Below are 18,795 nucleotides of genomic sequence, written 5' to 3' on the forward strand. Positions count from 1 at the left end.
TCAAAACCTCAAACGGATGGGCGGGCGGCAGAGAGCGGATTGTCTGCCAGGACAATGGGGTGACCCCGTGAGCAGCGCTCGATACGGGCTTCGATGCCGTAAGTGGCCGCCAGCAGCCCCGGGGTCAGGACCCGCTCTGGCGCTCCGAGCTCCGCCCGGCCCCCGGGCGACAGCACCAGAACCTGGTCGCAAAAGCGCAGGGCGAGGTTCAGGTCGTGACTGGCTACCAGGGCAATCGCCCGGTCATCCGTAGTTGCCGCGCGGACCGCGTTCAACACATTGAGCTGCCAGTGCAGGTCCAGGGCGCTTGTTGGCTCGTCCAGCAGCAACAGTGGCGTCTGGCGCACCAGCACCTGGGCCAACCCCACCATCTGGCGCTGGCCGCCCGACATCTCCGACAGGCGCTTCAGCGCCAGTTCGCGTATACCCAGGGTGTCAAAGACTGCCTCAATGGCTCGCTCGGTTTCCCGCCGGTTCCAGTCACTCCGGGCCGACCGGCAGGCGCTGAATACGGTTTCGTAGGCCACCAGGGGAATGGCCTGGGGCAGCGGTTGTGGCAGGTAGCCAATCTGGCGGACCCGGTCGCCGGGGCTCTGGCAGTCCAGTTCCTGTCCGCCCAGGGCAATCGAACCGCGGGCCGGCAGAACGCCGGCCAGGGATTTGAGCAGGGTGGATTTACCCACCGCGTTCGGCCCGACGACCGCGACCAGGGAACCGGGCGCGATGGCCGGCAGCGAGAGGTCACGGTAGACCGGGTGGCGGCGATAACCGGCGGTCACGTTTGTCAGCTTCAGGCTCACAGGGCCAGTCTCCGGCTGCGCCCGACAATCAGGGCAATGAACAGGGGAATACCCACCAGGGCGGTGACAATGCCCACCGGCAACACCACACCGGGCACCAGCAGCTTGCTGGCAATGGAGGACAGTGACAGCAGCAACGCCCCGGCCAGGGCGCTGCCCGGCAGCAGGAAGCGGTGATCCTCCCCCAGCATCAGCCGGGCAATGTGGGGCGCCACCAGGCCGATGAAGCCGATTTCCCCCACAAACGCCATGGCCGCGGCGGTCAGCAGACTGACCCGCAGCAACACTAGCAGTCGCATCCGCTCCACCCGGATGCCCAGACTGCGGGCCTGCTCCTCGCCGCTGCGCAGCAGGGTCATGGCCCAGGCATTGCGCAGGGAAAACGGCAGGCAGGCGGCCAGAACAACAGCGACAATCATCACCTTGTCCAGGGACGCCCGGGCCAGGCTGCCCATGGTCCAGAACACGATCTGCTGCACCGATTCGGCATCGGCGACAAACTGGATCAGGCCCACGATGGCGTTAATCCCGAACAGAAGGGCGATACCGAACAGCACCACCGCGTGTACAGAGGCGCCCAGGGTTTTCGACAGCAGCAGAATCAGCAGCGAGGCGGCCGCGGCGAAGACAAACGCCGACAGGGGTAGCAGGATATGAGCGGCCAGCCCGAATAGCGACAGGTTGAACACGATCACCAGCGACGCCCCGAGAGTCGCCGCGGCGCCCACGCCCAGGGTGTAGGGACTGGCCAGCGGGTTGTTGAGGACTGTCTGCATTTCGGCGCCGGCCAGACCCAGGCAGGCCCCGACTACCACCGCCATCAGGGCATAGGGCAGGCGGATATCCTGGATAATCACCCGGGTACCGGCATCCAGCGCATCCGGGTTCAGGAGGCCATGAACCACATCCACCAGGCCAAGCATGGCCGGGCCGGATGCCACATCCACCAGCAGCGCCACCAGACAAGCGAGGGCCAAAGCCAGTAGACAGATCACCCGGCGCACGACAAAACGACGATACTGATCAGCGAGGCCCTCACCGGGATCGCCCGCGGCTGGCGGATATTCCGCCCTGGAGACCGTTGTCATTGCGGCTCTCCCTCGGCGTCTACCCAATAGGTGCCGTTCAGGGGCACGGGCTGAAACTGCTCGTAGAATGCCGCCAGGGTCTGCTCCGGTGCCAGGTGGCCCAGCTGCTCCGGGTGGAACCAGCGCGCCAGGGCCTGCACGGCCACTACATTCAACGGGGTGTTGTAGAAATGATGCCAGATCGCAAAGGCCCGCTGCTCCTGCACCGCCTCGAGCACCGACAATCCCGGGCGGTTGGTGATGCGTTGCAGGGATTGCCGGGCAGTGGTTTCCGACACGCCGGCGCCCAATACCACGTAGGGCTGCTGACTGATCGGTGTGGCCAGACCACCGGATCCGATGGCAGTCGCCACGTAGCGATCCGGTTGATCGGCGATCAGGTATTCCAGGTTCAACACGCCGCTGACACCGGGGATTCGGTCGGCGGCGACATTCCGGCCGCCAGCAGCTTCCAGAAATAAACCCATCATGCCGTGGACCATGGTTTCGCAGCAGCTGTCATGCAGGCCCACGCGGCTGTGCAGGAACACCGTCGGCCATTGGTCTCGGGAAATCGTTTTCACCACGTCGGTAACCAGCGCCAGCTCGCGTTGGTAGAAAACGTTAAAGCGCCGTGCTTCAGCCTCCCGGCCCAGAACCTCGCCCAGCACTCTCATGCTTTTGGGGGTATTCACCAGCGGATCCTGTCGAAAGTCCACGAACACCACTGCCACACCGGCCCGCTCCAGCCGGTCGATCAGCGCCCGGTTGTGCGCACCCGGGCCATGGCCCTCAATACTGAAGATGGCCAGATCTGCGCCCATGGCAAGGACACTCTCCAGGCTGAAGCTGTCGGCCGAGGCATGACCCACCCTTGGCACCTCGGCCAGGGCCGGAAAACGGTCGAGATACTGGGCATAGCCGGCGGGATCGGTTTTTTCAAAATCCGGCAGCAGGCCAGCCAGGCGATCCACCACCTGATCGCCCTCGAGAATCGCCAGCGCCGGTATGTATCGACTTTCTCCCAGCACCAACCGCTGGACCTGATCGGGCACGGTGACCGAGCGTCCGGCCAGGTCGATCACCGTTCTCGCCGCCTGGGCCAGGGATGCAGACAACAGCAAAGCGCCGCCCAACAGGGCGGCATGCAATGGGTTCAGAAGCATCGGGACCTCAGAACCGCAGGGCCAGACCAAGCCGGATATCCCGGCCGGGTTCGGGCAGGCCAATCACGCCCTCGTAGCCGGGAATGCTTTCGTAGTCCGCGTTGCTGGCGTGGTCGATGTACTGCTTGTCGCCCACGTTCTTGACGGTCAGTGTCAGGCGCAGGTCTTCGTTGCCGGTGGGCAGCCAGTGCACGAACAGGTCGTGAACGCCATAACCGGGCTTGTCGATGGTGCCGACGGAGGTTTCAAGATCGTCGATACTCTGGACAAAGCGGCCCTGCCAGCCGAACTCCAGGTTGCGGTCCCAGCGGTAGGACAGATCCGCCACCCAGGTGTCGCCAATGCTGTTGCCCAGCAGGTTGTGCACATAGACGGTCAGCGGCTCGCCGTTGACCTCGGCCTCGTTGCTGTGAAAGCTCAGCCCGGCCTGCAGACCCTGCCAGTGATAGGTGGTGCCGATGCGGTAGCCATCGGATTCCAGGTCACCGATGTTCTGGTAGATCACCGGCCCGAAAAGTGGATCGGCAATGGCATCCTGGATTTCCGAGCGATAGACCTCGCCGGAGAGCGTAAAGTTGCGGTAGATGTAATCAAAACCCACTTCCCGGTTCTTCGCCTTCTCGCCCTTTAGGTCCGGATCGTTCTGGGCGCGATCGATCTTGAAGGTGTCGTGGGTGCTCGGGCCTCGGAAGGCTTCCGCATAGCCGGCCTTCAGGGTCAGGCCATCGATCACTTCCCAGGCAACGTTGGCGTTGGGGCTGACGTCGTTTTCACTGAAACTCTGGTCGTTGTTGTCGTCGAGCTGGTAGTCGTCGTATCGCACGCCGGCGCTCAGCAGAAGATGGTCAGTGACTCGGTAATCATCCTGCAGGTAAACGCCAGTAACGGTTCCGTTCTCTTCCTCGGCCCGACGATTGTCGGCACCGCCAGCATTGACCCTGTCCTCGCGATAGTCCACCCCGTAGGTCAGAGTATGGCTGCCCAGCTCGGAGCTGTTGCGAAGATCCCCACCGATGCTGCGGGTAAAGCCAAAATAGCGCCCCCAGCGATTGACCACGTTCTGCTCCAGCTCGGACTCGGTGTAGTACACGGTCAGGCCCAGGTCCACGAGCGGGTTGGCCGCCGGTGCAAAGCCATAGTTCACGGTGGTGGTGTCGCGGCGACCGTCCAGGTCATACAGCGGGTTGAACCCACTGATCTGCCACTGGGGGCGCTGCGGTCGCTCGCCCTCATCGGTGCGAACCTCATGACTCAGTTTCAGTGTCTGGTCGCCCGGGAGCTGGCCGACGATCTTGGCGAAGCCGAGCTGCTGACGGGCATCGGTGCCCGGAATTTCATTGCCGTCGCCGTCCTCGAAGCGCTCGTGATCACTCTGGTTAAGTGACACCAGGGTGCTCCAGCGGTCACTCAGGCGACCAAACAGCGTGGTGCTGGCCCGGTAACCGTCGGTGTTCGAGAAGGAACCAAGCTTCACCAGGGCGCCTACCTGCTCGCCCGGGCGCAGCAGGTCTTCCGGATCCTTGGTGACAAACCGGATGGCACCCCCTAGAGCTCCGGCGCCGGAGGTGGCCCGGCCCGCGCCGGCTTCCACCTCAACCCGCTTGAGCAGTTCCGGCTCCACTGCCAGACGGCCGGTGTGATGGAACAGGGCGCCGGCCTGGGTCGCACCGTCGATGGTGACGTTCAACAGCGGATCCTCGATACCCCGAACATAGACTTTCTGGGCGATGCCGACGGAGCCACCAACCGCTACCTCGGGCTGACCGGCAAATACATCCTCCAGATCGCTGGCCTGGTACTGCTCGATTCGCTCTTCAGTGACCACCGCATCACTGTCAGACGTGCGTTCGGCGGTCACTTCGATCGGCTTGAGGGACTCGGCCTCACTCTGGGCCAGCGCCAGGGGGCTCGCCATCAGGGCAGCGATCGCCAGGCAGAGGGGCTTGCAGCGGACGTCGGGACGGGCCTTGGTCAGGGTTTTCTGGGTGCTCATGTGCGCTCCGTTCAATGCAGATAATGCGATTAATTCCTATTTGGCGCACATTCTTGTTTGAAGCTTTGTTAATGTGAAGAACTTTTACATTTGTTACTAATTCTCAATTCTATTCATAGGTAACCAAAGCCGCATCAGCAGCCCACCAGCGGCACGATTCTCGGCCTGGATCCAGCCACCGGTGGCCTCAACCTGACGTCTTGCCAGCGAAAGGCCGAGACCGTGCCCGGACGGCCGATAGCCCCGCGCCTTCACCGCACGGAAAAAAGGTTTGAAAATGAGTTCCAGCTGGTCAGCGGACACACCGGGCCCCTGGTCTGCCACCTCCAGGGTGTAGCCTCGTTGGTCGGCCCGCAGAGTGATTCGGACTGTGCCGCCCACGGGCGTGTAATTGCAGGCGTTGCGGACTACGTTTTCTATGGCCTGGGCCAGGGCACGATGGCTGCTGCCCCGGAGCTCGGCTTTGTCCGGCAGCTCGGCCACCAGGGTATGGTCCGGAAATTCGTATCGGGCATCGTCCAGGATGCTGTCCAGAAGGTCCGTCAGGTCCAGGGTCTCTTCACCCAGACTGGGTTTTTCGTTCTCCAGCCAGGCCAGCGTGAGGGTATCCTCAACCAGATTGCGCATGATGCCGCACTCCCGCTGGATACGCGGTAAGAGATGCTGGGTGTCGATGCCTTCCTGCACGCAACTCACCGCCATTTCGATCCGGGCAAGCGGTGTACGCAGCTCGTGGGAAAGATCGGCGATCAACCGTCGTTGGGTCAGAATCAGATTACCGGTACGCTCGGCCATGCGGTCGAAGGTCTCTGCCAGCGCCGCGAGTTCATCATTGCGGTTGCCCAGCAGCGCCCTCACCCGCACGCCCAGGTTACCCTCGGTAAACTGGCGGGTGGCGATTTCAAGCTGGCGCAGGGGCGACATCAGGTGTCGATAGATCACCAGGCAAAGGATCACCAGCACCGCCAGCGGCAGGGCCACCTTAAGCATCAGCTTGACTTGCGGCAGGTAGGTCCCCGGACGCATCCGGTCCGGCAATAACACCAGGAAGTGGATAGCCGGGTCGGCGAAGGTCACTTCCATGATGGGGTTTTCGGAGAAGTACAGGTGGATTTTCCACTCCACGCTCCGCCCTAGCCGGAACCCCTCCCGGAAGCGATCGGTCAGGCGGCTCCCGGCCAGGGGCTGGATATCCGAGCGAACCACCGCGGCCCAGGTCTGTTCCTGCGTCTGAAGTTCTTCCAGCCAACGCGAAAGCGCCTGTTCGTCCCCGGACTGATAGAGCCGCTCGGCGGTCCGGCCCCAGGACTCAATGGTTTGCTGGTGCTCCTCGGCGATGAAACTCATCTTCTGTTCCGTCTCGGCGCCCAGGAACGAAATGGTCCAGAACAAAGCCAGGGTTCCCAGGGCAACCGTGGCGCAGAGCTTCCACAACAGGCGGCGGTTCACTGGAAGCAGTATCCTTTGCCGTGCTGGGTTTGCAGGCGGTCAGGCTGCATTCCGGCTTCCACCAGCTTGCGCCGCACCCGGCTCAGATGCATGTCCAGGCTGCGATCGTACCGGCTGAATTCCCGCTCGAGCACAACCTGGTACAGATAGGGTTTGCTGAGGGTCTCACCCTGATGCCGGAGCAGGATCCACAGCAGGCGGAACTGGATCTGGGTGAGCGTCACCGGGGTCTGGCCAAAATGCACCGACAGGGCCGGGCGATTCAATGTCAGCGGCCCCATGGTGAGGGTATCCGGGTCTGCGCGCTGGTCCCTGTTGCCCATCGTGCGTTTGAGCAGGGCCTCAATTCGCAGCATCAGCTCGGTGAAGCTGAAGGGCTTGGGCACATAGTCATCGGCACCGCTGCTGTAGCCGAGAATACGTTCCTCCTCGGCGCCGCAGGCAGTCAACATGATCACCGGCGTCTGATGGGTTTTGCGCAGGCGATTGAGAACCTCGAAACCATCAAGCCGGGGCAGAAGAACATCCAGCAGGATCAGATCAAAGCGCTGGCTGAGCGCCGACATCAGCCCGCCCTCGCCCTCGTAGCAGGGGTGGGCACTGTACCCTCTGGATACCAGGAGGCTGGTGATCTGGTGATTGAGGGTGGGATCGTCTTCGACAATCAGAACCCGGGGTTTGTTTCGGTCACTGACACGCATTGCGCTGCTCTTTTCATATGAGAATCGTTATCATATGAAAAGAGTAATCATGACAGCAACCCCCGGTTATTCCCGGTAGGCCCGAAAAACGGCTCAGGCGGTCGAACCCGAGGCGCTTTCGCTGCCGCCGGCCAGAGCCTCCTGCAACAGGGCCAGCAAATGTGCGGGCATGCCTTCGGCCAATCTCAGCGCGGCTTCGTGGGCGCGGGGCGACATCTTGCCCCAGGTCCGGCGCACGATGCGCAGCCATTTATCCCGGTCGTACTCGGCTTTCTCTTCATAGAAATCCGCAAAGTACTTCTCCAGGAAGACCATGCAGGCCACGTCCTCCAGGAGCTGAGTGTCGGCATCCTTGCGCAATTCACGTTTGGTCAGGATGGTCTCCACCCGCTCGCACTCCGCCGGCGGATAGCCACAGCTCGCCATGATCTCGGCGGCCCGGCGGCCGTGCATCCGGCCACAGGCCTGGCGCCACTGGTAATAGGCTTTTCGGCCCTCCGGATAGTCCTTGCGGGGCATGGTCCAGCGCTCGATGTGCTGGGCGCGGCAGGCGATCTGCATGCGTTCGGAAGGGTCGGATTCAAGCTCGAACAGCCAGCGGGTCATGTGCAGGCTGTAGGCGTATTCCTTGGGCAGGCGTTCGTCGCCAAAAGGTTCCAGGTTGGGATCGGCCTGGTTCGCCGCGTCGATCGCCGCCAGCGCGCACTGGAGTCTTGAATCCGTTGTGGTCATTAATCTCTCTCTTGCGGTTACCGGATAGCCCCGGCCTCAGGCCTGGGCAGACGGACGGGCCTTGATGCGGTCATACCAGGCCTGTAGGTTGGTCTGCTCGGGCTGGATGCGGATACCGACGACGCGGGCAAAGGCCACAGTGGTAAAGGCATTGATGTCGGCGGCCGTGAACCGATCGCAGCAGATGTACTCTTTACCCTCGAGCTGCTTGTCGAGGAAATGCATGAACTTCTCGACGCTCTTGCCGCACTCTTCGCCCCACTCCTTGATCGGGTTCATCCGGTCCTTGAAGTAGCCGGTGGTGTGCTGGAAGCACATGCCGGTAGGCATGAAGAAGAACAGCTCAATCCACCGCAGCCATTGCTCAAGCTGCGCCTTTTCGAGCGGAGTATCACCGAGAAGGCTCGGTGTATCCGGGTAGCTTTCCTCGAAATAACGGCAGATGGCCATGGTCTCGGCGATGCAGGTGCCGTCATCGAGCTCCATTACCGGCACTTTCTTCATCGGGTTTCGAGCAACAAATTCGGGGGTCAGGTTTTCACCCTTCTGCAGGTCGATTTCGATGAATTCGGCCTTGTCCAGCAACCCCTTCTCAGCCATGAACATACGGACACGACGCGGGTTGGGGGCGGTTTTGGTTTCGAAGATTTTCATTATTATGGGCTCCGTTCCTTATCAATGACGGCTTTGGTGGTTCAAAACGAGAAGACTGACGGGAAAGAAGAGTTGCGTCAAGCAACCGGCGTTACCGGGGCAGCCAGTTGCGGAGCTGCTGGATAATCCACTCCGGGTCGTCCAGCGGAAGATCATGCCCGGCATCAGGATGCAGTTTCATGGTCCATTGCCAGCGTTCTTCCAGCGCGGCACTGCAGCGCCAGTGAACAATGCGATCACCCCGACTGGCCAGCAAAAGAGCGTCTGGCATCGGTCGTTTTTCATCAGGCTTGTAGCGGGCGGCCGCCGTCAACTGGTTGAGGGCGTTCCTGGGATTGACAGGGCGTCGTCGCTGAATGCTGTACCACTGCTTTGCCAGCGACAAGGGGACCTCTCGATTGGAAGTAAGTCTGAGGATGTCCCGCTCGCGATCAAACAGCTCTCTGCGCCCCAGGAGTCGTAGCACCCGAGGCCAGGCGCCCGGCCGCATGCGCTGCCAGGGTGGACTAAAACCCGAACTGGTATTGATCAGCACCAGGTTCTGAATCTGACCCTCTGGGACATGCTGGGCCCAATCAAGGGCCACCATGCCGCCCATCGAGAGTGCCAGGATACTGAATGGACCGGGAATATGGCTGACCTGCCTGGAGACCTTCTGCCGGATGGCGGCCACGGTTGACGGGCTGTTTTCCAGATAGTGCACTCCCGTTCCGGGCAGATCGACCGTATGGAAAAGTTGATCGGGAAACGCCTCACGCAGACGGGACGGAAAGTTTCCCCAGTGCGCGTGTTCCCGCGTCAGCCCCCGCAACAGAATCCAGTGCATACAAGTGTTCCGTTTGATGAGTGCCCGGGCCCACCGAATCGCTAATTCGAATCGCGATACCAGTGCATGATCGCGGCTTCCCTCAGCATGGACTCCTCTTCGCGAACCGGCAACCAGTTCTCATGGCTGGCCGCGGCGTTAACCAGAAAATCCATCCAGGCCAGGTGGCTGCGTAAAACCCGCTTGTGGCGATGGGGAACCAGGGGGTTGAAAAAGCCATCCAGTCGAAGCAACTGGCGCGGGCGCTTGCGGATCCATCGCCAGGACCCCATTTCCAGGGTGAGAGGCAGAAAAACCCCGGCATTTTCACGATTGACCTGCTTGTAGAAGTAGTCCCATAAATCACCGTGTGTCAGGTAATGCCGGGACTGGGGCTCAAACCGGTAATCGTGGTTGGGATAAGCCTGCTCCCAGATCAGTTTCAGCGCCATGACCGAAGCAATCCGGCGCATCGGTCGCCGCCGGTAGGCATAAGGAAACCAGATCTGGTCCTGCATACCGAAACCGGAATGACAGTCCAGCGCCACGCTAAACGGTCGGCCGGGCAATAATTCCTCTATCACGGCCTCCAGCGCCTGGTTTTCAGGCTCCATGCCCTGCTCCGGATCGCCGGTGTACCACGGCAGGCGGGGGGAGATGCGCTGCCCCCCGATCAGGAACGCACTGCGGTCCTGGGCAGTAATCGGCGCGTTGCGCATCAGATCCACACCATTGGGATTACTGCGCTGGTTCAGGTACATGCCGCCCGGATTGAGAATCGGCAAAAGGGTAATGCGTACTTTCTGCAGCAATCCGGCCAGATGCTCGTCCCAGGTTACCCGGGCGAGCAGCGACTTCAGCCACGCCATCACCACCTGACTGCCAATTCGCTCCAGCCCATGCACGCCCCCCACAATCAATACCGCCGGCACATCCGCTCGGGATGAGCCGATGTCGACCCGGTAGATGGGTAGCGACAAATCCTTCAGGGCAATGCAATCAAGCACTTGCGTGGTTACGAGTTCCGGTGCCTCTGCCAGCAGACGTTCAAGGCCGATCAGCTCCGGGAGAAAGGTTCGTAACAGTCTCCGCTGGCGACCATCACGGCTGCCCTGCTCCTGGGTAATCGACGTGTGAGGCGTCAGGTCGCGCAGCTCTGTCATGGCAATCTCCGGTATCAGATCCGCGGAGTGTAGCCGCTGATTGCTACAGCTTATTGACAGCTATCGGAGCGCATAATCTGTCTGTTTTATAGATACATTTGGAATACGCCCTTGTAACTAAGCTGAGGTTCGTTATCCTAATATTAGGTATTAACCGAGATGTTCTGATTTGTTCGACCATAACAGCGACCATAAAACGGCTGTTCTCCCGTTCCGTCCGGATCGCGGCACCCCTGTATCGGAACTAACACCGACCACACCCTTCAAAAATCACAAACCCTGAAGAAGGAGAAGTGACTATGCGAAAGCTAAAGTCTGCTGCACTGCTTTGCGCGCTATCCGTACCCGTCGCCGCCCAGGCTGATTGCGGCGAAGTATCCATCACCGAAATGGGCTGGGCATCCAACACGGTCGTCACCAACGTGGCCACCTTTATCATGGAGCAGGGTTACGGTTGTGACGTCACCATTGTCCCTTCCGATACCGTCCCGGCTGTCACCTCGGTTGCCGAGAATGGCGAGCCCGACATCGTCACCGAGCTGTGGCTCAACTCCGCGGGCGAGGCCTACCTGCGCCTTGAAGAGCAGGGCAAGGTCGAGCGCCTCGGCAAAGTCCTGGATCCGGGCGGCGTTGAAGGCTGGTGGATTCCGACTTACCTTGCGGAAGAGCACCCGGAACTGAAAACCATCGAAGGCGTGATGGCCAACCCCGAGCTCGTTGGCGGCCGTTTCAACAACTGCCCGGACGGCTGGGGCTGCCGTGTTGTCAGCGACAACCTGATCCGCGCCCTGGATCTGGAAGAGTCCGGCATTGAGGTATTCAACCATGGTTCCGGCGAGACCCTCGCATCCTCCATGGCGTCTGCTGTCCAGAATGAGGAACCCTGGTTCGGCTACTACTGGGGCCCCACCGTTCCTCTCGGCAAGTACGACATGACCCGGGTTGACCTGGGCGAGATCAAACCGGACGTGCACCAGAAAAACCAGACACCGGATGTCGATAACCCGGGTGTTTCAGACTTCCCTGCGGCCACAATCCTGACGTCAGTAACCACTGACTTCAAAGACCGCGAGCCGGAAGTGGCCGAGATGCTCAGCAAGCTGACCTTCAAAACCGAGACCATGAGCGGCATTCTGGCCTGGATGGACGCGAACAACGCCTCCGGCGAAGAAGCTGCAGTTTACTACCTCACCAATAACAGCGACGAGTGGTCAACCTGGCTCAACGACTCTGCGAGAGAGCGGTTGGCCAACGTTCTTAACTGATCGACCTGCCCCGCCCGGGACACCCGCTGGGATGTCCCGGGCCGTTTCCCGACAACCGTTCTGATTGCAGACGCGCGCAGGAGAGACTGACTGCCCATGGCAACCTACGATTCACTTTTTTCATCACTGGGCCTCGAGCAGTGGTGTTCGGAAGGCCAGAGCAGCGGCCCTATGTCGATGGCCGATTTGCTGAATAAAAACAAGGGAGAGAGCGCCGAGCCGGCCTCAATATGGGAACTCCCGTTTCCATCCATGGACGCACTGAACGAATCCTGTGCCGCTTTTCCCCAGTCCCGGGAACTCACCAAGGGTCTGGAGCAGGGATTTCTGGCCGTAAAGGACAGTCTGAGCCTGGTTCTAGATCCAATAACCCAGCCACTCAGCTGGTTCCTGGACGGGGCGCTTTACGCCATGCTGAACACGCCCTGGTGGATCGTGATTCCACTGTTACTGGCGGTTGTTTACCTGGTCACAAAATCCTGGAAATTGATGCTCTTCGTCGGCGGCAGTATCGTGTTGCTGGCGTTTATCGACCATTATGATTACGCCATGCAAACCCTCGCGATCATCTTTGTATGCGCCTTCCTGTGCGTATTACTGGGTGTTCCCATAGGCATTGCCATGGCACGAAGCAACACCTTGCAGCGCATGATCGTGCCGATTCTGGACATGCTGCAGACACTGCCACCTTTCGTGTACCTGATCCCGCTTATCTTCCTGTTCAGTGTCACCGAATCGAAGCTGTACGGTATCGCCATCATCCTCTACGCCATAGTTCCGGTAATCCGGCTGACGAATCTGGGCATCCGCCTGGTGGACAAAGACGTGATTGAGGCTGCAGACGCCTTTGGCATGACGCCCCGACAGAAACTCTACAAGGTACAGATCCCGTTGGCGCTCCCCAACATCATGGCCGGGGTCAACCAGACCATCATGATGAGTCTTGCCATGGTCGTCATCGCATCCCTGGTATCGGCGCCCGGGCTTGGCGTTCTGGTACTTCGGGGTATCCGCAACCTGGAGCTGGGTGTTGGCCTGGTATCCGGCCTTGGCATCGTTATCCTGGCGGTTATTCTCGACCGGGTAACCAAGGCGTCCCTGGCACGAATCAACGTCTCCCAGAAGCAGTGAGGAACGCCCCATGGCAAAAGACATCAAGATTTCGATCCGAAACCTTTACAAGATCTTCGGCCCGACCCCGGATGTTGCCCTGGAGCACGTTCGCAAGGGCATGGGCAAAGCCGAGTTGCTGGAACAGCAGCGACACGTCCTTGGCCTTCGGGATATCAACGTCGACATGCATGATGGCGAGATCACCGTAATCATGGGCCTGTCCGGCTCCGGAAAATCCACTCTGATCCGCCACCTGAACCGGCTGATCGACCCCACCGCTGGCGAAATCCATGTCGACGGTGAAGACATCATGAGCTACACCGAGGAGCAGCTTCGAAAGCTGCGTCGTGAGCGGATGTCGATGGTATTCCAGAAGTTTGCACTGCTGCCCCACAAAACCGTGCTCGAGAACGCCGGCATGGCCAAGGACATTCGCGGCTACACAACCGCGGATTTTGAGGCCGATGCCCGGAAATGGCTCGCGCGGGTTGGCCTGGAAGGCAATGAATACCAGTATCCTCACCAGTTGTCCGGTGGCATGCAGCAGCGCGTGGGTATCGCCCGGGCCCTGGTGTCCGATGCCCCGATCATGCTGATGGACGAAGCCTTCTCGGCACTGGACCCGCTGATTCGCTCCGACATGCAGGATCTGTTACTGGAGCTGCAGGAAGAGTTGCAGAAAACCATCGTATTTATCACCCACGATCTGGATGAAGCCCTGAAGCTGGCGGACCATCTGGTCATTCTGAAAGACGGTGAGGTGGTACAACAGGGCGATCCCCAGGAGATTCTGCTCAATCCCGGCGACCCCTACATTGTCGACTTCATCAGCGATATCAACCGGGCGCGGGTGCTCAGGGTTCGTTCTGTGATGAGCCCGCCGGACGACGCTGACTCAGAGTTTGCCGGCGATATCTCGGAAAAAGACAATCTTGAGTCGATTCTGCTGAAATCGGATGGTGACATGTCCCTGAATTTCCGGGTTGTGCGGGACGGACAGCACGTTGGCACCCTGCACATGAAGGATCTGGCCAAGGCGCTCGTGCCAACCGCGGCATCTGCCGAACGGGACAAAACCGCGGCCTAGCATTACAAAATGACATCCAGGGTCTATGCTTCAGGGAAAGCCGACGGTATCGGCATCCCGGTTTTATTACCATGGCAAAAACCCTGGCTCTTTTCATTGCGTTCTTTCTTGTCGCCTGCTCGCAGCCAGAGGACCCGCCACCACTGGTTCCTGAAACAGCAGCAAAGGCAACGAAGAACGCTCCCGCGGCACCGGCACCCTCAAATCCGCGCCAGCGCGTTGTCATCGCCGCCGATCCGTGGTGCCCCCATAATTGTGAGGCCGGTTCCGAGCACGAAGGCTACATGATCGATATCGCCAGGGAAGCGTTCAGCCTGGCAGGTATCGATGTGGAGTATGTCAACATGAGTTGGGCTCGGGCCCTGCAACAGGCCCGGGACGGCTATATTGATGCTGTTGTCGGGGCCCTTCCGGGGGACGCACCGGACTTTGTATTCCCGGACGCCGCAACCGGCTACTCAACGATTGCGCTTTACACCCACCCGGACAACGATTGGCAGTACGGTGGCATAGAGTCGCTCAGCGAGCTCACACTGCTTGCAATCAATGGCTATGCCTATTCGCCGGTATTGAACCGATATATCGAGCGCCACCAGGATGACCCGGAACGGGTCTGGATACTGTCGGGCCCGGCGCCACTCAGCAGGGCGATTGAACTCCTGCATCAGCAGCGGTCTGACGTATTCCCGGAGGATCGGTACGTAATGAACTGGCAGTTGCAGCAGGAAGGCGACACCGAGAGCCTGAGAATGGCTGCGGTAATCCACGAGTCACCGATCTACGTGGCGTTTTCACCGGTCGGCCGTGATTCCACCCAGCTCGCAACACTCCTGTCTGAAGGAGCAAGAGCACTGCAAAGGAGCGGGCGGGTATCAGAGATCCTGGCTCGTTACGGCGTATCGTGGTCAGACTGAAACGCCTTGATTGTCTTGCCGTCGGCCGTCGACAGAAGCAGCTCACCATGTTGCCCAATACGCACTGAACTCACCTGATCCAGCAGGCTGAGGAACCGATCCTCCTGGTTCATCAGCGAGGGCGCGCAGGCCATGCGGGTCGATGCGACGGGTCCGACTACGATGCCCTCGCCCCTGAGCTGGTAGCTGCCGGTGTACCCGTTGCACGAGGCTCGACCGGCCATACGGTTGTCCTCAAGAAACTCAATGGTGATCCGCGACCGATCGATGATGCCGGCACCAGCTAGGTCCTCGACAACCCAGACCGCACCGCGCAAGAGCCGTTGCCGATCCCCACCACACCCGGTGTATTCATCATCGCCGACCGTCAGGCGCACCTGTGCCGGGTATTGCGCTCCGGACATACTGTCTTCGCAAAGCTGCCGGGCCACCGTGAGCGTGATGGGCAGGTCATCCAGTGTCGCCGCAAATTCCCGTCCGTGGCGGTTGGCTGTTTTCACTCCAACCGGAACACGACGGGTGCGCTGTTCCTCGAACGGGCGTGTTAACAAGAGCTCGCTGCCCTCAATCGTCGCGTGCCAGAAAGGCTCATTGCCCCGCGCCTCGAATGGCATTTCCAGATCACCTGGCTGCAGGCACTCCGGGTAAGTCTGCCCACGTATGGTCAGGGTCGCTTTTTCACCTTTGTTCCAGAAACGGGTCTGGTCATCACCCGGGGCAACATACAAGGCCCCCGACGCGCTCACTTCCGGCTTGAGCAAAATCCGCCGATCCAGATAGTCCACACTGATCAGATCGCTGTTCTCGCTCCCGGATACCGCGATATCAAGTTGCCCGCAGGCATAGCTTCCGGAAACCGGCTGACTGGTTTCGGGTAGAGAAGAGCAGGCGGAAAGAGCAAGGCCCGAGGCCGTAACGACGGACAACATCAATACTCGTCGTGAGTGCATGGTCAGTTCCCTTGTAGGCATGTTTTCGGGCTACATTCTAGAACCCAACGACTGGCGAGGCCACCGCGAGTATTCGACGAGGCTTCTTCTCGCGCCTCACCGACAGTATGCTAGAACGCTGAACCGAGGAGACAAGCCCATGGCACTGAAACTGTACCAATTTGCCATTTCCCACTACTGCGAGAAAATTCGCTGGGCCCTGGAATACAAGGGGCTGAACTACGAAACGGTAAACCTGCTGCCCGGACAGCATGTAAAAACCATCCGGAAGCTGACCGGCCAGGCTTCTTCGGTCCCGGTGCTGGAGCACGATGGTCAGGTGGTCCAGGGCTCGGCGGCCATCCTGGATTACCTGGATCAGGCCTTTCCCGAGCATTCCCTGACACCGGAGGATCCGGACCTTCGCGAGCAGGCGCTGGCCTGTGAACGGCGACTGGACGAAGAAGCGGGCCCCGCCATTCGCTGCTACTCCTACCACCACTTCCTGCAGCGACCCAAAATCGTAGTGCCCATGCTGGCTGCCGGCACGCCCTTCTATAACAGGATTCTGCTCAGCCTGGCCTTCAGCCGGGTTGATGAAGTGATGCGTCAGTGGATGAAGATCAACGAGAAAACTTCAGAAAAATCCAGGCAGGTCATGGAGGATCTTCTCACTGAGCTGGCAGCGATCTATGCCGAGCGCCCGTTCCTGGTTGGCAATCAGTTCACCCGCGCCGACCTCACGGCCGCCGCCCTGTTTGCACCCATGTTCCAGCCAGCGCAGTACCCGGTTCCCTGGCCGAAACCTGCCCGGATTCCCAAAGACATCAAGACCTGGCTGGACCAGTGGCAACCTCAGATCCGGGCCCTGGAGAAAGTCTACAGTGATAATCGCCGGCCAGACTGAATCGGATCCTGTCGGAAATCGCCAGCCAATCTGGCGTGAACCGACATTCCGTTGGCCCAGCTGCGTGCGAGAATGGTCCTGTTACCAATGGAACCCGGCAGGAATTCGATGGCTCTGACCGACATGATGCTGGCCGTACTGGAAGAAAGCGGCCTGCTTGCCCTCTGGAAGGCGACCTCTCCCTGGCTGGCGCTGGATGAACGGCAGCTGATCTTTGTGATCGCCACCCCCGTCTTCGTGGCCGTTACACTTTGGGAATACCTGAAGATTCGCCACGATCCGCGGCTGATGGATAGCCGTGAAGCGATTCGGAACTTCGCCCTGGGTGCCGGCTATCAGGTTACCGAGCTGCTCTTCGCCGGGCTGATTGCGTTTCCTGTCTACGCCCTGTGCTATCACTATCGGCTATTTGACCTGGAGCTGAACGGGTTCACGGTCCTGCTGACCTTTGTGGGCGTGGATTTCTGTTTCTACTGGATGCACCGGGCCAGTCACAGGGTACGCTGGTTCTGGGCCGCCCATGTGGTGCACCACTCCTCCGAGCGGATGAACTTCTCCACCGCCATGCGCCAGAATGCCACCAACATTTTCAACGGCATGTGGATTTTCTATCTACCCCTGGCACTGCTGGGGCTCAACCCTGTCTGGATCGGTGTGGCCTATGCACTGTCACTGGTGTACCAGTTCTTCATTCACACCACACTGGTCGGGAAGCTGCCCCGCTGGCTTGAACTTGTTTTCAACACCCCGAGTCACCACCGGGTTCATCATGGCCGCAACCCCGGCTACATCGACCGGAATTACGGCGGCACCCTGATCCTGTGGGACAGGTTGTTCGGCACCTTTGTTGACGAAGACGCCCAGCATCCGCCCGAGTATGGCATCACTCGGCCCGTCCGCTCCAACAACCTGATTGTGCTCTGGACCCACGAATACGTGGACCTGTTCCGCGACATGGCACAGCCAGGCGGATTATTGTCTCGCCTCACCCACCTATGGAAACCGCCGGAGTGGCAACGCCCGGCCACAGTGAAAAATAACAAGGAAACGGGCCGTGACAATCAACGAACATCCCCTGACGCTGAACGCCGGTGATGACCACACGATAACCGGCACAGTCTTTACCCCGGCGACACTAAGCGCCATTCTCATCATCAGCCATGGCATGGCCGAACACGGCGACCGTTACCAACCACTGGCCCACTGGCTTGGCGAAAACGGCATTGCGGTCATCACCTACCACCACCGCGGCCATGGTCGGAGTTGCCCTCCCGAGAGCCTGGGACACTATTCCGACCAGGGTGGCTGGGCCTGTGTGCTTGCCGACCTGCACCTGGTTGTTCAACACGCCCGCGCGCAATTCCCGCGGCTGCCAGTCAACCTGCTGGGCCACAGCATGGGTTCCTTTATCGCCCAGGCCTATGCCCAGACCCATGGCGACCAGCTGGACGCCCTGATTCTCAGCGCCACCAACCGGATTGACCGGGGCCATCTAGTGGCGTCCAGGACCCTGATCGGCCTGATTCGACTGGTTCGTGGCAAGCGGCACCGCAGCGGTCTGGTGGCCCGAATGACCTTTGAGCAGTTCAATCGCAAGTTCCGCCCGAACCGAACCGGGGCCGACTGGCTCAGCCGCGATCCGGACCAGGTGGACCTCTACGTTGCCGACCCTCTGTGCGGATTCGATTGCACGGTTGGCCTCTGGTGGGACTTTATTGGTGGTATGCTAGCGCTTGCGCCGTCTGCCTTCCGGAAAGATCTTCCCGTGCACCTGTTTTCCGGCACCGCAGATGCGGTTGGTGAGATGGGGCGTGGCGTACGCCGACATTTCCAGACAATCCGCGAAGCGGGGGTGGAGCATGTGACCCTGCGATTGTTTGAAGGCGGGCGTCATGAGATGCTCAACGAAACCAACCGGGAGGAGGTCTGGGAGTATCTCCGGTCCCTGTGCCTGACCTCGGAGTCGCCGTGGACGTCAGAGCAACCAGGGATGTCACTCCCGGACACTTGCCATCAATGATTGAACGAATAAGGATGTTGTGTGGGTTAT

18 protein-coding genes are annotated in these 18,795 nt (G+C 60.2%); 7 read left to right on the forward strand and 11 right to left on the reverse strand.

Going from position 1 to position 18,795, the window contains the following annotated elements; genetic code table 11:
* Positions 1-8 precede the first annotated feature (8 nt).
* The 10 genes from GJU83_RS07330 to GJU83_RS07375 form a co-directional block, all read right to left on the reverse strand.
* Complete coding sequence (locus GJU83_RS07330) at positions 9-800, reverse strand: ABC transporter ATP-binding protein (RefSeq protein WP_069182092.1); 792 nt, start codon at positions 798-800, stop codon at positions 9-11.
* Complete coding sequence (locus GJU83_RS07335; RefSeq protein WP_069182093.1) at positions 797-1,888, reverse strand: FecCD family ABC transporter permease; 1,092 nt, start codon at positions 1,886-1,888, stop codon at positions 797-799. Before GJU83_RS07335 ends, GJU83_RS07330 begins: the two co-directional genes overlap by 4 nt.
* Entirely contained in the window at positions 1,885-3,033 is a 1,149-nt protein-coding gene (locus tag GJU83_RS07340) for an ABC transporter substrate-binding protein (RefSeq protein WP_069182799.1), read from the reverse strand. The genes GJU83_RS07335 and GJU83_RS07340 overlap by 4 nt, the downstream gene beginning before the upstream one ends.
* A 7-nt stretch (positions 3,034-3,040) precedes the next feature.
* Positions 3,041-5,026, reverse strand: coding sequence for a TonB-dependent receptor domain-containing protein (locus tag GJU83_RS07345; protein ID WP_217352214.1), 1,986 nt, complete (start codon positions 5,024-5,026; stop codon positions 3,041-3,043).
* Between the two features lie 96 nt (positions 5,027-5,122).
* Entirely contained in the window at positions 5,123-6,475 is a 1,353-nt protein-coding gene (locus GJU83_RS07350) for a sensor histidine kinase (RefSeq protein WP_069182095.1), read from the reverse strand.
* On the reverse strand, positions 6,472-7,176 hold the full coding sequence (locus tag GJU83_RS07355; protein ID WP_153633983.1) for a response regulator transcription factor: 705 nt from the start codon (positions 7,174-7,176) through the stop codon (positions 6,472-6,474). Before GJU83_RS07355 ends, GJU83_RS07350 begins: the two co-directional genes overlap by 4 nt.
* A 93-nt stretch (positions 7,177-7,269) precedes the next feature.
* Positions 7,270-7,908, reverse strand: coding sequence for a DUF4202 domain-containing protein (locus GJU83_RS07360; protein WP_069182097.1), 639 nt, complete (start codon positions 7,906-7,908; stop codon positions 7,270-7,272).
* A gap of 36 nt (positions 7,909-7,944) precedes the next feature.
* Entirely contained in the window at positions 7,945-8,562 is a 618-nt protein-coding gene (locus tag GJU83_RS07365) for a glutathione S-transferase family protein (protein ID WP_069182098.1), read from the reverse strand.
* A gap of 91 nt (positions 8,563-8,653) precedes the next feature.
* A complete protein-coding gene (locus GJU83_RS07370) occupies positions 8,654-9,388 on the reverse strand; it encodes an alpha/beta fold hydrolase (RefSeq protein ID WP_069182099.1) in 735 nt (244 codons plus the stop codon).
* Between the two features lie 41 nt (positions 9,389-9,429).
* On the reverse strand, positions 9,430-10,530 hold the full coding sequence (locus tag GJU83_RS07375; RefSeq protein WP_069182100.1) for a M14 family zinc carboxypeptidase: 1,101 nt from the start codon (positions 10,528-10,530) through the stop codon (positions 9,430-9,432).
* A 299-nt stretch (positions 10,531-10,829) separates the two neighbouring features.
* On the opposite strand from GJU83_RS07375, the gene GJU83_RS07380 reads away from it, so the two are divergent.
* From GJU83_RS07380 to GJU83_RS07395, 4 genes are all read left to right on the forward strand, one after another.
* Positions 10,830-11,795: an ABC transporter substrate-binding protein gene (locus tag GJU83_RS07380; RefSeq protein WP_069182101.1), complete on the forward strand. Its 966-nt coding sequence runs from the start codon at positions 10,830-10,832 to the stop codon at positions 11,793-11,795.
* Between the two features lie 96 nt (positions 11,796-11,891).
* Entirely contained in the window at positions 11,892-12,926 is a 1,035-nt protein-coding gene (locus tag GJU83_RS07385) for an ABC transporter permease (RefSeq protein WP_069182102.1), read from the forward strand.
* A gap of 10 nt (positions 12,927-12,936) precedes the next feature.
* A complete protein-coding gene (locus tag GJU83_RS07390) occupies positions 12,937-13,995 on the forward strand; it encodes a quaternary amine ABC transporter ATP-binding protein (protein WP_069182103.1) in 1,059 nt (352 codons plus the stop codon).
* A 71-nt stretch (positions 13,996-14,066) separates the two neighbouring features.
* Positions 14,067-14,909 (forward strand): substrate-binding periplasmic protein, encoded by an 843-nt coding sequence (locus GJU83_RS07395; protein WP_069182104.1) that lies wholly within the window; start codon positions 14,067-14,069, stop codon positions 14,907-14,909.
* Here the strand turns inward: GJU83_RS07395 and GJU83_RS07400 are convergent.
* Positions 14,885-15,859 carry an META domain-containing protein gene (locus GJU83_RS07400; RefSeq protein ID WP_227514420.1) on the reverse strand — a complete coding sequence of 325 codons (975 nt, stop codon included), beginning with the start codon at positions 15,857-15,859 and terminating at the stop codon, positions 14,885-14,887. The two genes, GJU83_RS07395 and GJU83_RS07400, sit on opposite strands and share 25 nt — an antisense overlap.
* Positions 15,860-15,998: 139 nt before the next feature.
* Between GJU83_RS07400 and GJU83_RS07405 the strand changes: the two genes are divergently transcribed.
* The 3 genes from GJU83_RS07405 to GJU83_RS07415 all read left to right on the forward strand — a co-directional run bounded on the left by GJU83_RS07405 (position 15,999) and on the right by GJU83_RS07415 (position 18,765).
* A complete protein-coding gene (locus tag GJU83_RS07405; protein ID WP_069182106.1) occupies positions 15,999-16,745 on the forward strand; it encodes a glutathione S-transferase family protein in 747 nt (248 codons plus the stop codon).
* A gap of 108 nt (positions 16,746-16,853) precedes the next feature.
* On the forward strand, positions 16,854-17,840 hold the full coding sequence (locus GJU83_RS07410; protein WP_069182107.1) for a sterol desaturase family protein: 987 nt from the start codon (positions 16,854-16,856) through the stop codon (positions 17,838-17,840).
* Entirely contained in the window at positions 17,800-18,765 is a 966-nt protein-coding gene (locus GJU83_RS07415) for an alpha/beta hydrolase (protein ID WP_227514421.1), read from the forward strand. Before GJU83_RS07410 ends, GJU83_RS07415 begins: the two co-directional genes overlap by 41 nt.
* The last annotated feature ends 30 nt before the right edge of the window (positions 18,766-18,795 follow it).

It is taken from the genome of Marinobacter salsuginis (genome assembly GCF_009617755.1).
Classification (GTDB): Bacteria; Pseudomonadota; Gammaproteobacteria; order Pseudomonadales; family Oleiphilaceae; genus Marinobacter; species Marinobacter salsuginis.